This window comes from Paraburkholderia sp. HC6.4b (assembly GCF_014200875.1).
GTDB classification, from domain to species: domain Bacteria; phylum Pseudomonadota; class Gammaproteobacteria; order Burkholderiales; family Burkholderiaceae; genus Paraburkholderia; species Paraburkholderia tuberum.
The window spans coordinates 301240-315201 of sequence record NZ_JACHDC010000003.1 but is presented as its reverse complement, the minus strand read 5'-3'; the positions used below and the strand labels follow the sequence as shown (position 1 = coordinate 315201).

Genomic DNA, 13962 nt, shown 5'->3' with positions numbered 1-13962 from the left:
CGGATCAGGTCCTCTGTTGATGCGACGCTTGATGGAGGGCTCGTGCTTCCTGCATCAGCGCCTCGATCTCGTCGGCGGCGACCGGCACGTCGCGCGTGATCAGCTCGCAGCCGGTCGGCGTCACGATCGCGTCGTCCTCGATGCGGATGCCGATGTTCCAGTAGCGTTCGGGCACACCCTCGGCCGGGCGGACGTACAAGCCCGGCTCGATCGTCAGCGTCATGGACGCGCGCAGCGTGCGCCACGGCAGCACGCCCGCTTCGTCGCGCGGCGCGCCGCGCTCGCGGTAGTCGCCGCAGTCGTGCACGTCCATGCCGAGCCAGTGGCCGGTGCGGTGCATGTAGAACGGCACGTAGGCGCGCTCGGCGATCACGTCGTCGACCGAGGCGAACTTCGCGCGCGGCACGATGCCGGTGTCGAGCAGTCCCTGCGACAGCACGCGCAGCGCGGCCTGATGCGGATCGTCGAAGCTCGCACCGGCGCGCGTCGCGTCGACGGCGGCCTGCTGCGCTGCCAGCACGATGTCGTACAGCTCGCGCTGCGCCGGCGTGAAACGCCCGCTCGCCGGAAACGTGCGCGTGATGTCGGACGCGTAGCCGTCGAGTTCGCAGGCCGCGTCGATCAGGATCAGCTCGCCGTCGCGCGCGATCGCGTTGCCGGCCGGGTAGTGCAGCACGCACGCGTTCGCGCCAGCCGCGACGATCGACGTATAGGCCGGCGCCTGCGCGCCAAACTTGCGGAACGTGTAGAGCAGTTCGGCCTCGAGTTCGTACTCGCGGATACCGGGCCGGCACAGCGCCATAGCGCGACGATGCGCGGCCGCCGAAATCTGTCCGGCGCGGCGCATGATCGCGAGTTCGTGGTCGTCCTTGACGAGCCGCATCTCGTCGAGCAACGGCAGCAGGTCGCGCGCGGCCGTGGGCGCGACGGTGCCGCCGCGGCTTTGCGCGCGCACCGCGTCGAGCCAGCCGCGCACCTGCTCGTCGAAATGCGCCGAGGTGCCGAACGCGTAGTGCAGCGCCGGCTTGTCGGCGATGATGCGCGGCAGCTGCGTGTCGAGTTCGCCGATCGGGAACGCGGCGTCGAGCCCGAATGCTTCGCGCGCGCCGTCGGGGCCGAAGCGGAAGCCTTCCCATGTCTCGCGCTCGACGCTTTTCTCGCGGCAGAACAGCATCGACGCGGGCGCGCCGGGCGCGGCGCTGGCATCGAGCACCAGCAGCGCTTCGGGCTCGGTGAAGCCGGTCAGATAATAGAAGTAGCTGTCGTGGCGGTACGGGTAGTCAGTGTCGCGGTTGCGCAGCGCTTCCGGCGCGGTCGGGACGATGGCGACGCCGCCGCCCGCGGCGCGCAGCGCGGCGAGAACGCGCTCGCGGCGCGTGCGGTAGACGTCGATGGCGATGGTGGGTTCGGTCGGCTGGTTCATCGTGCGATTGTAGCGCCGCGATTCTCCTGGCCCCATTCTCCGCGCAGGACATTGACTCGCTTTGTGCGGCTCCGGACGGCGCGGCGGCCGCCGTCATGTTGCAATCTGTCCACAGCGGCTCGGCGGGCGGTTCGCGAAGATGGCGCCAGCACGCTCGCGGAAGCCTTGGACCACTTATACTTTCGCCGGATTCAGAAAAAGGCAGAAGGTCATGATGAAACTCATCGGTTCGTTCGGCAGCCCGTTCGTGCGCAAAGCACGCATCGTGCTCGCCGATAAGAAGATCGACTACGAACTGGTGCCCGAGAACGTCTGGGCGCCGGATACCCGGATTCACACCTTCAATCCGCTCGGCAAGGTGCCGTGCCTCGTGATGGAAGACGGCGAGGCCGTGTTCGATTCACGCGTGATCTGCGAGTACGTCGATACGCTGTCGCCGGTCGGCAAGCTGATTCCGCCGTCGGGGCGCGAGCGCGTCGCAGTGCGCTGCTGGGAAGCGCTCGCCGACGGCATGCTCGACGCGGCCGTGCTGATCCGTCTCGAAGGCACGCAGCGCGCGCCCGAGCAGCGCGTGGACGCGTGGCTCGCGCGGCAGCAGCGCAAGATCGACGAAGCGCTGATCGCGATGTCGCAAGGGCTCGGCAGCAAGCCGTGGTGCGCGAGCAATCACTACACGCTGGCCGACATCGCGGTGGGCTGCGCGCTCGGCTATCTGGACTTCCGTATGCCGGAACTGAACTGGCGCGAATCGCATCCGAATCTGGACAAGCACTTCCAGAAGCTGTCGCTGCGGCAGTCGTTCATCGATACGGTGCCGAAGGATTGATGAAGCTCGAACGAGCATGAAAAAAATGCGCCTGCATGTCAGGCGCATTTTTTTTGCGGGTGTCGTGCCTTTGGCGTCGGCGTTACCGCTTGCCGTTGCGTCGCCGCGCGAGCCCCGGTCCGAACGCGAAACCGAACGCGAGCAGCAGCGCCGACACCGCGAGCACCGTGTTGTTGCCGCTCGTCACGTAAGGCGTGTAGCCTGAGGTGCCTTGCACGCGCACGTCGAGCGAACCGACCGTGTAGGGCGTCAGGCGCCCGATCACGCGGCCGTTCGCGTCGATCGCGGCGGTGATGCCGGTGTTGGTTGCGCGCAGCATCGGCCGGCCGGTTTCGAGCGAGCGCATGCGCGCGATCTGCAGATGCTGGTCGAGCGCGATCGTGTCGCCGAACCACGCGAGATTGGTCGAGTTGATCAGCACGCCGGCGGGCGTCGCATTCTCGCGCAGCGTGCGCGCGATCTCCTCGCCGAAGATGTCCTCGTAGCAGATGTTCACCGCGACAGGCTGGTTATGCACCATGAACGGCTTTTGTACCGGCGGGCCGCGGAAGAAATCGCCGAGCGGAATGTTCATCAGGTTCACGAACCAGCGGAAGCCCCACGGCACGAATTCGCCGAACGGTACCAGATGGTGCTTGTCGTAGCGATAAATCTCGTGCGAGCCGGGCGTGACGCCGAACAGGCTGTTGGTGTAGTCGACCACCCGGCCGTCCGGCGTGATCGTGCCGCCGATCGCGCCGAACAGCAGCGCGCTGCCGGTCGAATCCGTGAACTGGCGGATCGCGGCCGCGAAGTTCGGCGGAAGCTGCTGCGCGAGCACGGGGATCGCGGTTTCCGGCGTGACGATCAGATCGGCCGGCTTCGACGTGATCATCTGCTGATACTCGTCGACCGCCGCGCGCAAGCCGGCTTCCTCGAACTTCATCTCCTGCTTCACGTTGCCTTGCAACAGCCGCACCGACAGCGCCGCGTTGGCGGGCGTGGTCCACTGCACGAGCGGCAGCAGCAGGCCGATCACGAGCAGCGCGAGCGCGACGCCAGCAGGCACGACGATGGGGGCGATGCGCGTGCCGCGGCCCCGCGCGGCGCGATCGCCGGCGTCATCAGCGGCGCTGGCGTTCGGCTCGAGCGATTCATTCGCCCGCCCGGAGCGCCACGACGGCAGCAGCGCCAGCAACGCCTGCACGATCAACGCGGCCGTCAGCGCAACCATCCAACCGACGCCATATACGCCGACCACCGGCGCAAACCCCGCCAACGGGCCGTCGACCTGCGCATAACCGGTGGCGAGCCACGGAAACCCGGTGAACACCGTGCCGCGCAGCCATTCGCCGATCGCCCACGCGCTTGCAAAGGCGAGCGCGCCGTGCCAGGTCGGCGAGAATGGCGCGCGCTCGTCGGCCGCGCCGTTGCGCGCATGGCCCGCGCAGAACGACCACACCCCCGCGGCGAGCGCCGGATAGACCGCGAGATACAGGCAGAACAGCACGAGCGCCGTGCCGGCGAGCGGTGCCGGCATGCCGCCGTAGTAGTGCATGCTCACATACAGCCACCAGACCCCGCTCACGAAGTTGCCGAAGCCGAACGCGCCGCCCGTCAGCGCGGCGCTTTTCCAGCCGGTGCTGCGCGTGAGCCACGCGAAGAACAACACGAAGATCGCGAGTTGCAGCCAGCCGCCATGCGGCGTCGGCGCGAACGACAGCGTATTGGCCGCGCCAGCGGCCAGTGCGACGAGGTAGTGCCAGCGCGGCAGCGCGCGGCTGCGCGTGCCGTCTTCGGTGGGAGCGGGGGCGGGGGCGCCGCGGTGCGAACGGGAAGTAATCGGGTCGGCCATTGTTGCGCGGTCGGCGTCGGTAGTTGAAAGGGCAACTCAGTAGGCAAACGAGTTGGCAAATGCGCCGGCAACGAAAGCGCGCGGGCGCTCAGGCCGTGCATCGGCCCGAGCCGCCGGCTCAGGTCTGCACGTGCTGTGACTCGCGCTCGCGCTGGCCCGCGAGCGGGTCGCGGCGCACCAGCAGCATGTGGATCTGGCGGGCGTCGCCGCGCAGGATCTCGAAGATCAGGTCGTCGAGGCGGACTGTCTCGCCCCGATGCGGCACCCGGCCGAAGTGATGCGTGACCAGCCCGCCGATCGTGTCGACCTCGTCGTCCGAATAATGCGTGCCGAAGGTGTCGTTGAACTGCTCGATCTCGGTCAGCGCGCGCACGCGGAAGCGTCCGTCCGGCGAAGCGATGATGTTGCCGCTCTCCTCGTCGAAATCGTATTCGTCCTCGATGTCGCCGACGATCTGCTCCAGTACGTCTTCGATCGTGATCAGGCCCGCGACGCCGCCGTACTCGTCGACGACCACCGCGAGGTGGTTGCGGTTCACGCGGAAGTCGTGCAGCAGCACGTTCAGCCGCTTCGACTCGGGGATGAACACGGCAGGGCGCAGCATGCCGCGCACGTCGAACTCTTCTTCGGCGTAGTAGCGCAGCAGATCTTTCGCGAGCAGCACGCCGATGATGTTGTCGCGATTGCCCTCGTAGACCGGATAGCGCGAATGCGCCTTGTCCAGCACGTAGGGGATGAATTCAGCGGGATTGTCCGCGATGTTGATCGCGTCCATTTGCGCGCGCGGCACCATGATGTCGCGTGCGCTCAGTTCCGACACCTGGAACACGCCTTCGATCATCGACAGCGAGTCGGCGTCGATCAGGTTGCGTTCGTGCGCGTCCTGCAGAATTTCCAGAAGTTCGGCGCGCGAGTCGGGCTCGGGCGAGATGAAGTCGGTCAGGCGCTCGAGCAGCGAGCGCTTTTCCTGCGGTTTGTCGAGTTGACGTCCGGTATGGCGTCGACTGGGATACGTGTCGTTCATGGTAGTGCGCCCGGCGAGACTGGGCGCGCTGTTGCAGAGCGTTAAGGATACACCAGGCGCATGGCGGAACCGTGTCCCGCCGGGCCCGGCGATGAGCGAAGCCAGGGTGAAACGGCCCCGCCGCGACGGCGGAGCGTGGAATCATCCTAACCGATTACGCGGGCAAAAGCGCTCGCCGGCAAAAAAGTCGCGGGTGGGGTTTTCGCCGAGATGCCGTGGTCACACGGCTGGCTTGCAGCGCGCGAGCAGCGCTTCGAGCGCGCGGTCCGGCATGCCGCTTTCGCGCAGCGCGTGCACGGTGCGGCTCACGTAATCGAAGGTCGTGCCGTAGCGGCCGCTCGCGCAGCCCAGCACGGTCTGGATGATGTCGTCGCGCAACTTGCCGGTGTAGCTCGGCACGTCGCGGCGCATCACGAATGCGAGCGCGTCGACGCGCCGGCCGTCCGCGAGCACGCACGGCAGCCACGCGGGACGGTACGAGCCCATCGGCATTTCGCGGCGCCACAGTGCTTCGAGATGCGGCCTCGAGCCATCGGCCGCGAGCCGGAAGGCCATGCCGGTGCACGAGCCGCCGCGATCGAGCGCGAGCACGAGGCCGGGCTGCTCTGGCGTGCCGCGATTGACTCGCGACCACAGATAGAGGCCGCGGTGATAGCCGTGCACCTTCGAGCGCATCGCCTCGACGGTCGGCAGGCCCGGGTTCCAGATCAGCGAGCCATAGCCGAACAGCCACAGATCGCTTTGGCGGTCCCAGCCGCGCAACGTGGATTCGAGCGACGCGCGCAGTTCGTCGTCCGTCAGGAGCCGCGAGTCGCCGAGCACCGGCGGGTAGTCCGGACAGCGCACGGGGATATCGGCTTCGGGGGACGGAGTGCTCACGGTGGGTTCGGGCGGGCTGGCGTCGAGGAGGGGCGGAACGCCTATTGGTAAGGGTCCGGAAAGCCGAGCTTGCCGAGAATTTCGGTTTCGATCGCTTCCATTTCCTCGGCTTCTTCTTCGACCTCGTGGTCGTAGCCCTGTGCATGCAGCGTGCCGTGCACGAGCAGGTGCGCGTAATGCGCGGCGAGCGGCTTGCCCTGCTCGACGGCTTCCTTCTCGACCACCGGGCAGCACAGAATCAGATCGCCCGTGACGGGATCATCTTCCGATTCGGCATAGGCGAAGGTCAGCACGTTGGTCGCGTAATCCTTGCCGCGATAGGTGCGATTCAGCGTGCGGCCTTCTTCGGCGTCGACGAACCGAACCGTCAGTTCGCCGTCCGCGAACAGCGCCGCCTTGATCCAGCCGGCCACCGTCGCGCGCGGCAGCAGCGCTTTGTGTTCCGGCCAGGCTTTGGCGGCGGGGAATTGCAGGCTCAACGTCAGTTTCGGGGTGCGGCTCATGCGGTTTCTATGCGTGGCATTCCTGGCTCAGTCTTTTTTTTTGCGGCGAGGCGACGCGGGCCTCGCGCTGCTAAGCGCATCGCTTTAGCGCGGATCGACCGCGGCCGGCGACTTCTGCGCATGCGCATCGTACGCCTCCACAATTCGCGCGACCAGCGGATGCCGCACCACGTCCGCGCTCGTGAAACGCGTGAGCGCGATGCCGCGCACGTTCGCGAGCACCTGTTGCGCTTCGATCAGCCCGCTCTTCTGGCCGCGCGGCAGATCGACCTGGGTCGTGTCGCCGGTGACGACCGCCTTCGAGCCGAAGCCGATTCGCGTGAGGAACATCTTCATCTGCTCGGGCGTGGTGTTCTGCGCCTCGTCGAGGATGATGAACGCGTGATTCAGCGTGCGGCCGCGCATGTATGCGAGCGGCGCGATTTCGATCATCTGCCGCTCGAACATCTTCGCGGTTTTGTCGAAGCCGAGCAGGTCGTACAGCGCGTCGTAGAGCGGGCGCAGATACGGATCGACTTTCTGCGCGAGATCGCCCGGCAAAAAGCCGAGCCGCTCGCCCGCCTCGACGGCCGGGCGCGTCAGCACGATGCGTTTGACCTGGTCGCGCTCGAGCGCGTCGACCGCGCAGGCCACCGCGAGATAGGTCTTGCCAGTGCCGGCCGGGCCGACGCCGAACGTGACATCGTGCGACACGATCTGCTTCAGGTACTCGCGCTGCGCCGGCGTGCGGCCGCGCAGATCCGCGCGTCGCGTGTACAGCTTCGGGCCGTATTCCTCGAAGTCGTCCTCGCTCGCATTGGTGTCGGCGGGCTGGTCGAAAGGGTGGTCGGGATTGCCGGCGAAGTGCGCGTCGACGGTGTCGCCATTGCCATTGCCGTTGCCATTCGAACGATGACGCACCGGATGACGCACTTCGACGAGCGCGAGCTGGATGTCGTCGACCGACAAAGGCTCGCGCGCGTTGTTGTAGAAGTTTTCGAGCGCGGTGAGCGCGAGCTTCGCGCCGCGCCCGCGGATCGCGATGCGGTGGCCGCGGCGCTGCAGGGTCACGTCGAGCGCCTGCTCGATCTGCCGCAGATTTTCGTCGAGCGGTCCGCAGAGGTTGGCGAGCCGCGCGTTATCTTCGCGCGGTGCGGTGAATTCCAGAGGCTGCTGAGTGGTCTTCAAGGCGGTGAGTCGATCCTGTCGGTTGCGGTACTCAGAATGTCGTTCAATGCGTCGTCGCGGCGCTGTCGTCGTGAACCATCACGAGTTCACCACGCAGCGAGTGCGGATACGCGTGCACGATCTTCACGTCGACCATCTGACCGATCAGCCGTGCATGCGACGCGACCGGCGCCGGGAAATTGACGACGCGGTTGTTCCCGGTGCGGCCCGCGAGCTCGTTCGGGTCCTTGCGCGCCGGGCGCTCGACCAGAATGCGTTCGACCTTGCCGACCATCGCGTGGCTGATGCGCTGCACGTTCTCTTCGATCGTGGCCTGCAGATGCTGCAGGCGCTTGAGCTTCACCTCGCGCGGCGTGTCGTCGTGCAGGTTCGCGGCCGGCGTGCCGGGACGCGGGCTGTAGATGAACGAGAAGCTCGTGTCGTACTTCATCTCTTCGACGAGCGCCATCATCTTCGCGAAGTCTTCCTCGGTCTCGCCGGGGAAGCCGACGATCATGTCCGTCGACAGCGACAGGTCCGGGCGAATCGCGCGCAGCTTGCGGATCACCGACTTGTACTCGAGCACGGTGTAGCCGCGCTTCATCGCCATCAGGATGCGGTCGGAGCCGTGCTGCACCGGCAGATGCAGGTGGCTGACGAGCTTCGGTACCTTCGCGTAGGTGTCGATCAGGCGCTGCGTGAACTCCTTCGGATGCGACGTCGTGTAGCGGATCCGTTCGATGCCGGGGAGGTCCGCGACGTATTCGATCAGCGTCGCGAAGTCGGCGATCTCGGTCGAACCCACGGTCAGCGCGCCGCCGAATTTTCCACGATAAGCGTTCACGTTCTGGCCGAGCAGCGTGACTTCGCGCACGCCCTGGTCGGCGAGGCCGGCGATTTCGGTCAGCACGTCGTCGAGCGGACGCGACACTTCCTCGCCGCGCGTGTACGGCACGACGCAGTAGCTGCAGTACTTGCTGCAGCCTTCCATGATCGACACGAACGCGCTCGGACCTTCGACGCGCGCCGGCGGCAGGTGATCGAACTTCTCAATTTCGGGAAACGAAATATCGACCTGCGCGCGGCCGCTCGCGCGGCGCTCGTCGATCATCTGCGGCAGGCGGTGCAGCGTTTGCGGACCGAACACGATATCGACGTACGGCGCGCGCGCGACGATCGATGCGCCTTCCTGACTCGCGACACAGCCACCCACGCCAATGATCAGATTCGGATTCGCATCCTTCAGCTCGCGTACGCGGCCGAGGTCGGAGAAGACTTTTTCCTGCGCTTTTTCGCGCACCGAGCAGGTGTTGAACAGGATCACGTCGGCGTCTTCCGGCGTGTCGGTCTTGACGAGTCCTTCAGCGGCACCGAGCACGTCGACCATCTTGTCGGAGTCGTACTCGTTCATCTGGCAGCCAAAGGTCTTTACATAAACTTTCTTGGTCATCGAATTTCGCCGGTCGCAGTGGTTAACCTGGGGGCGTCGTAAAAGGTGAAGGAGGCCGCGGCGCGGGGCAGCGCGGCGCGTGATGGCCGGCTTGCGCGTGTCTTTGCAGCGTAACTGCATATTATAGCCCTTCACGCAACGGGGGTTTCGGCGCTCATTGGCCGGTCCGGCGGCAGTCCCAGCAGGCTTTCCAGTTCATCCGACACCTGCGCGAAGCGCTCGGCGAGGAAATCGAGCAGCACGCGCACGCGCGGCGCCATGAAGCGATTGCGGTGATACAGCGCGTGCAGCGGGGCATCGGGGTAGCGCCATTCCGGCAGCAGGATCTTCAGGCGACCGGCGCGCAGGTCCGCTTCCACGTCCCACATCGATTTGATCGCGATGCCGTAGCCGCGCAGCGCCCATTCGCGCGCGACCGCGCCGTCGTTGGTTTCGCGCGCCGCTTCGAACGGCACGCTGTAGTGCTGCACCTCGTCACCGCGCGTGAAGCGCCATTCGCTGGCCGGCCCCGATGCGGTGCCGAGCACGATGCAGTCGAAATTGGCGAGGTCGAGCGGGTCCTTCGGCTCGCCGCGACGCCCGACGTATTCCGGTGATGCGCACAGCACCCGCCGGTTCGGCGCGAGCCGGCGCGCGACCAGCGAGCTGTCCTGCGGCACGCCGAAGCGGATCGCCAGATCGATGTCCTCCTGCACGAGATTGGCCAGCGCATCCGACAGCGTCAACGCGAACGTCACGTCCGGGTACAGCGCGTTGAATTCGTCGAGCCAGTGCATCAGCAGGTTGCGGCCGAAGTCCGAGGTCGCCGACACCCGCACCTTGCCGCGCACGACGCCCTGGCCCGCTTGCAGCGCGGCTTCGGCGTCGTCCAGCGATTGCAGCGCCTGGCGGCAGCAGTTCAGGTAGAGGCGGCCTTCGTCGGTGAGCCGTAGCTGCCGCGTGGTGCGCTCGAACAGGCGCGCTTTGAGCCTCGCTTCCAGTTTCGCGAGCCGCGCGCTCGCCGCGGCGGGTGTCAGACCCATCTTGCGGCCCGCCGCCGACAAGCTGCCTTGCTGCGCCGCTTCGACGAAGAGGCGGATGTCGCCGAGGTTATCCATCGCTGGCTTTCAAGCAGAATTTGAAAATGCTTCAAATGCTACGCCAATTATCAAATTGGCGTCACGCCGCGACAATGCAGCCGTCGAAACCTCCGCTGCTGTCCTTCGTCATGCAACTCGGTCACGCGACCATCGTCACCGCCGACCTTGATTCCGCCCGACGTTTCTTCGTCGACATCGCCGGGTTCACCGAAGGCGCGCGCCCGCCGTTTTCCGTCGACGGCTACTGGCTGAACGCAAGCGGCCGCCCGGTAGTGCATCTGATCGCCGCGCCGGCTTCCGGCGCGGCGGGCCGCGGTCATGCCGCGCATCGATCACATCGCCTGTCGGCTCGATAGCGCCGGCAAATGGCAAGCGTTGCTCGAGCGGCTCGACGCGCACGACATCGGCTATCAGACCGCGCAGGTGCCGGCGAGCGCTGTGCAACAGGAGCAGCGGCAGCTGTTCGTCGCGCTCGCGCCGGGCGTCGTCATCGAATTCGTGACGGCGGCGCGCCAGGCCCTTCAACCCAAACCCTGATCCCACCTCATTCCCGGAGCGGAAAAATGCCCATGCCATTACTCGCGCTCGCGATTAGCGCCTTCGCCATCGGTACCACCGAATTCGTCATCATGGGCCTGTTGCCCGAAGTGGCGCGCGATCTGGCCGTGTCGATCCCGTCCGCGGGCCTGCTCGTCAGCGGCTATGCGCTCGGCGTCGCGGTCGGCGCGCCACTGCTCGCGGTAGTCACGAGCAGGATGTCGCGCAAGTTCGCGCTGCAGCTGCTGATGGGCGTGTTCATCGTCGGCAATGTGTTGTGCGCGGTGGCGCCGGGTTATTCGGTGCTGATGATCGCGCGCGTCGTGACCTCGTTCGCGCACGGCTCGTTCTTCGGCATCGGCGCGGTGGTCGCGGCCTCGCTCGTGCCGGCCGAAAAGCGCGCGAGCGCGATCGCGCTGATGTTCACGGGCCTAACGCTCGCGAACGTGCTCGGCGTGCCGTTCGGCACCTTCGTCGGCCAGCAGTTCGGCTGGCGCGCGGCCTTCTGGATCGTCAGCGGCTTCGGCGTGCTGTCGCTCGCGGGCATCAGCGCGCTGGTGCCGAACCGCCACGACACCGGCCCCGCCGGCCTCGCCCACGAAGTGCGCGTGCTGCAAGACCCGCAAGTGTGGAGCGCCCTCGCGATGACGGTGCTCGGCTTCGGGGGCGTGTTCGTCGTGTTCACCTATATCGCGCCGATCCTCGAGCAGGTGAGCGGTTTTTCGCCGCGCGGCGTGACGCTGATCCTCGTGCTGTTCGGCGTGGGCCTGACGATCGGCAACATGGTCGGCGGCAAGCTTGCGGACCGCGCGCTGATGCCGTCGCTGATGGGCATTCTCGCCGCGCTCGCGGTCGTGATGGCGATCTTCGCGCGCACCAGCCATTCGCAAGCGGCTGCCGCGATCACGGTGTTCGTGTGGGGCATCGCGGCGTTCGCAACGGTGCCCCCGTTGCAGATGCGCGTGGTCGAGAAGGCCGCCGCCGCGCCGAATCTCGCGTCGACACTGAACATCGGCGCGTTCAACGTCGGCAATGCAGCGGGTGCGTGGCTCGGCGGTCTCGTGATCAATCACGGCCACGCGCTCGATACCTTGCCGTGGGTTGCCGCCGCGGTCAGCGTCGCCGCGCTGCTGCTGACGTGGTTCGCGGCGCGCATGGATGCGCCGGCGCGCGCGCTCGCGCAAAGCGCGTGAGTCGTCAGTTGCTTGCCTCCGCCATGCTGATAACAGTGTGAAGATAACTTCGTTGGGCGCGGCCAAAGCCGATGCTATCTTGCTTCCACTTACTGCTCTTGCCCCGCCTGGCGGGGCTCTGGAGGCCAATATGCATTCCCCGCTCGCGCTGGTCCGCGATCCCTCTGCCGATGCCGACACCGACGCGGCGCCGCGCTCCGCCGAACCCTTCGATGCGCTCGAACAGCTGGTCGGCGTGAATCTGGCGCGGCTGCGCGCCGAACGGCAGCTTTCGCTCGATGCGCTGGCGCGCGCGTCAGGCGTGTCGCGCGCCATGCTCGCGCAGATCGAATCGGCGCGCAGCGTGCCGTCGATCAAGGTGCTGTGCAAGGTGGCGGCGGCGCTGAAGGTGTCGGTGGCGGCGTTCCTGCGGCGTCACGCGACCAACGGCTTCGAGCATCTGCCGGCCGAGCGCTCGGCCCGCGTGGTCAGCGCGAACGGTCGCTACTCGGTGCGGCCGCTGTGTCCCGACGACGAGTCGATCGCCGCCGAGTTTCACGAACTGCGGATCGCCCCGCTGCATACCGAAGCGGGCGTGCGCCGCGCGCCTGGCACGACGGTGAATCTGGTGGTCAGCGACGGTACGCTCGAAGTCAGCGTGCACGACCAGCGTCAACTGCTCGCGACCGGCGACGCGATCGTGTTCGACGCCGACCAGCCGCACAGCCTGCGCAATCCCGGCGACACCGAGGCGCGCGCGTTTCGCGTGACGCTGCGGGCTGAGACGCCGCCGCGCTGGGAAGTGCCGGCCGCGGGCGCCGCACGCGACGAAGCCGCACGCAAAGGTGTGCCGGGTTGAGAATCGACGGCGTCGAGGTTCAAGCGCGGGTCAGGGCGTCGATGCAGGTCCAATGCAATGAGTAGGGTCTTTGTTCGTCGCGCTGCAGCGCTCGCGCGACTGTTGTATGCTTCGCCCGCCGGTCGAACCGGCAATCAGTGCGTCTTCAGGGCGGGGTGAAATTCCCCACCGGCGGTGGGCCGGCAGCGCGACAGCGTGAGCCGGCAAGCCCGCGAGCGCCCGCATCGCTTAGCCTTCGGCATAGCGCAGACAGGAGCGGGGTCAGCAGATCTGGTCAGAAGCCAGAGCCGACGGTCATAGTCCGGATGGAAGAAGATGTGCAGATAGTCATGTGCGTTCCGCGACGTCGCCTGTAGCCGGGTGGCGTATCAGCGTCCGCTTTCGCGCGGCGCCTGGGCGGCGCGTGTCAGTCTGTTTGCAATGCCCTGAAACGTTTCTCGCCCAACTTTTGCGATGAGCGTTTCAACTATGTCCTTTGCTGCTTTTCCTGCTCCGTCGACGATTGCAGACGATGCCTTCGCCGATCTCCCGCTGCTTGCCACCGAAGCCGTTCCGCCGCGTATCGCCGCCGCCTTGCAGGCGCTGCGCGAGGGCCGTGCCGTGGTGCTGCAGGACGACCACGACCGCGAGAACGAAGCCGATCTGATCGTCGCGGCCGAGCGCCTGTCGGTCGAAACGATGGCGCTGCTGATCCGGGAATGCAGCGGCATCGTCTGCCTGTGCCTGCCCGACGACAAGATCCGCGCGCTCGAACTGCCGCCGATGGCCGTCAACAACGAAAGCCGTCACGGCACCGCGTTCACGGTGTCGATCGAAGCGCGCGAAGGCGTCAGCACCGGCGTGTCCGCGCAGGATCGCGTGACCACGATCCGCGCCGCGATCGCCGATACGGCCAAACCCGCCGACATCTTGCGCCCCGGCCACGTGTTCCCGCTGCGCGCGATGCCGGGCGGCGTGCTGGCGCGGCGCGGCCACACCGAAGGCACCGTCGATCTGGCGATTCTCGCGGGCCTGAAGCCGGCCGGCGTGCTGTGCGAACTGATGAACGCCGACGGCACGATGACGCGCGGCGCGGACGTCGAGCGCTTCGCCGCGCAACATGATCTGCCGATGCTGACGATCGCCGAGCTGGTCGAGTTTCGCGAGTCGCTCGCGCAGGTGCGCGAGGGCGCGATTGCCGAGGCTTGACGGGCCGTCCATCGAGCGGCACGCGACGCCATGACGCAAAAA

Annotated in this window: 14 protein-coding genes and 1 riboswitch; of the genes, 5 read left to right on the top strand and 9 right to left on the bottom strand. The window is 66.8% G+C overall.

All coding sequences use genetic code 11. From position 1 onward, the window contains the following. Window positions 1-4 precede the first annotated feature (4 nt). Complete coding sequence (locus HDG34_RS05935) at window positions 5-1423, bottom strand: aminopeptidase P N-terminal domain-containing protein (protein ID WP_184058417.1); 1419 nt, start codon at window positions 1421-1423, stop codon at window positions 5-7. 211 nt (window positions 1424-1634) lie between these two features. Here HDG34_RS05935 and HDG34_RS05930 point away from each other — a divergent pair, with 211 nt between their 5' ends. Further along, window positions 1635-2249, top strand: a complete 615-nt coding sequence (locus HDG34_RS05930; RefSeq protein WP_018421769.1) for a glutathione S-transferase C-terminal domain-containing protein — start codon at window positions 1635-1637, stop codon at window positions 2247-2249. A gap of 82 nt (window positions 2250-2331) precedes the next feature. Here the strand turns inward: HDG34_RS05930 and lnt are convergent, their stop codons facing one another. The 8 genes from lnt to HDG34_RS40080 form a co-directional block, all read right to left on the bottom strand. Further along, on the bottom strand, window positions 2332-4083 hold the full coding sequence (gene lnt, locus HDG34_RS05925; RefSeq protein ID WP_184058415.1) for an apolipoprotein N-acyltransferase: 1752 nt from the start codon (window positions 4081-4083) through the stop codon (window positions 2332-2334). 118 nt (window positions 4084-4201) lie between these two features. Further along, a complete protein-coding gene (locus HDG34_RS05920; RefSeq protein ID WP_184058413.1) occupies window positions 4202-5107 on the bottom strand; it encodes an HlyC/CorC family transporter in 906 nt (301 codons plus the stop codon). A 219-nt stretch (window positions 5108-5326) separates the two neighbouring features. Then, window positions 5327-5986 (bottom strand): gamma-glutamylcyclotransferase, encoded by a 660-nt coding sequence (locus HDG34_RS05915; protein WP_090801802.1) that lies wholly within the window; start codon window positions 5984-5986, stop codon window positions 5327-5329. Window positions 5987-6027: 41 nt separating this feature from the next. Beyond that, window positions 6028-6489: an rRNA maturation RNase YbeY gene (ybeY, locus tag HDG34_RS05910; RefSeq protein WP_184058411.1), complete on the bottom strand. Its 462-nt coding sequence runs from the start codon at window positions 6487-6489 to the stop codon at window positions 6028-6030. 84 nt (window positions 6490-6573) lie between these two features. Further along, window positions 6574-7656, bottom strand: a complete 1083-nt coding sequence (locus HDG34_RS05905) for a PhoH family protein (protein ID WP_184058409.1) — start codon at window positions 7654-7656, stop codon at window positions 6574-6576. Between the two features lie 43 nt (window positions 7657-7699). Next, a complete protein-coding gene (gene miaB / locus HDG34_RS05900; protein WP_184058408.1) occupies window positions 7700-9085 on the bottom strand; it encodes a tRNA (N6-isopentenyl adenosine(37)-C2)-methylthiotransferase MiaB in 1386 nt (461 codons plus the stop codon). A 131-nt stretch (window positions 9086-9216) separates the two neighbouring features. Continuing rightward, window positions 9217-10182, bottom strand: a complete 966-nt coding sequence (locus tag HDG34_RS05895) for a LysR family transcriptional regulator (protein ID WP_184058406.1) — start codon at window positions 10180-10182, stop codon at window positions 9217-9219. Between the two features lie 50 nt (window positions 10183-10232). After that, entirely contained in the window at window positions 10233-10493 is a 261-nt protein-coding gene (locus HDG34_RS40080) for a hypothetical protein (RefSeq protein ID WP_409259247.1), read from the bottom strand. On the opposite strand from HDG34_RS40080, the gene HDG34_RS40075 reads away from it, so the two are divergent. The 4 genes from HDG34_RS40075 (at window position 10483) to ribB (ending at window position 13920) form a co-directional block, all read left to right on the top strand. Beyond that, window positions 10483-10701, top strand: coding sequence for a hypothetical protein (locus HDG34_RS40075; protein ID WP_409259246.1), 219 nt, complete (start codon window positions 10483-10485; stop codon window positions 10699-10701). The two genes, HDG34_RS40080 and HDG34_RS40075, sit on opposite strands and share 11 nt — an antisense overlap. Before the next feature lie 26 nt (window positions 10702-10727). After that, the gene (locus tag HDG34_RS05885; RefSeq protein ID WP_184058404.1) at window positions 10728-11894 is read left to right on the top strand and encodes an MFS transporter; all 1167 of its coding nucleotides are present in this window, start codon (window positions 10728-10730) and stop codon (window positions 11892-11894) included. Window positions 11895-12024: 130 nt separating this feature from the next. Beyond that, the gene (locus HDG34_RS05880) at window positions 12025-12732 is read left to right on the top strand and encodes a helix-turn-helix domain-containing protein (protein ID WP_184058402.1); all 708 of its coding nucleotides are present in this window, start codon (window positions 12025-12027) and stop codon (window positions 12730-12732) included. A 137-nt stretch (window positions 12733-12869) separates the two neighbouring features. Next, window positions 12870-13053, top strand: a riboswitch (FMN riboswitch). Between the two features lie 147 nt (window positions 13054-13200). Next, window positions 13201-13920 (top strand): 3,4-dihydroxy-2-butanone-4-phosphate synthase, encoded by a 720-nt coding sequence (gene ribB, locus HDG34_RS05875; protein WP_184058400.1) that lies wholly within the window; start codon window positions 13201-13203, stop codon window positions 13918-13920. Window positions 13921-13962 lie beyond the last annotated feature (42 nt).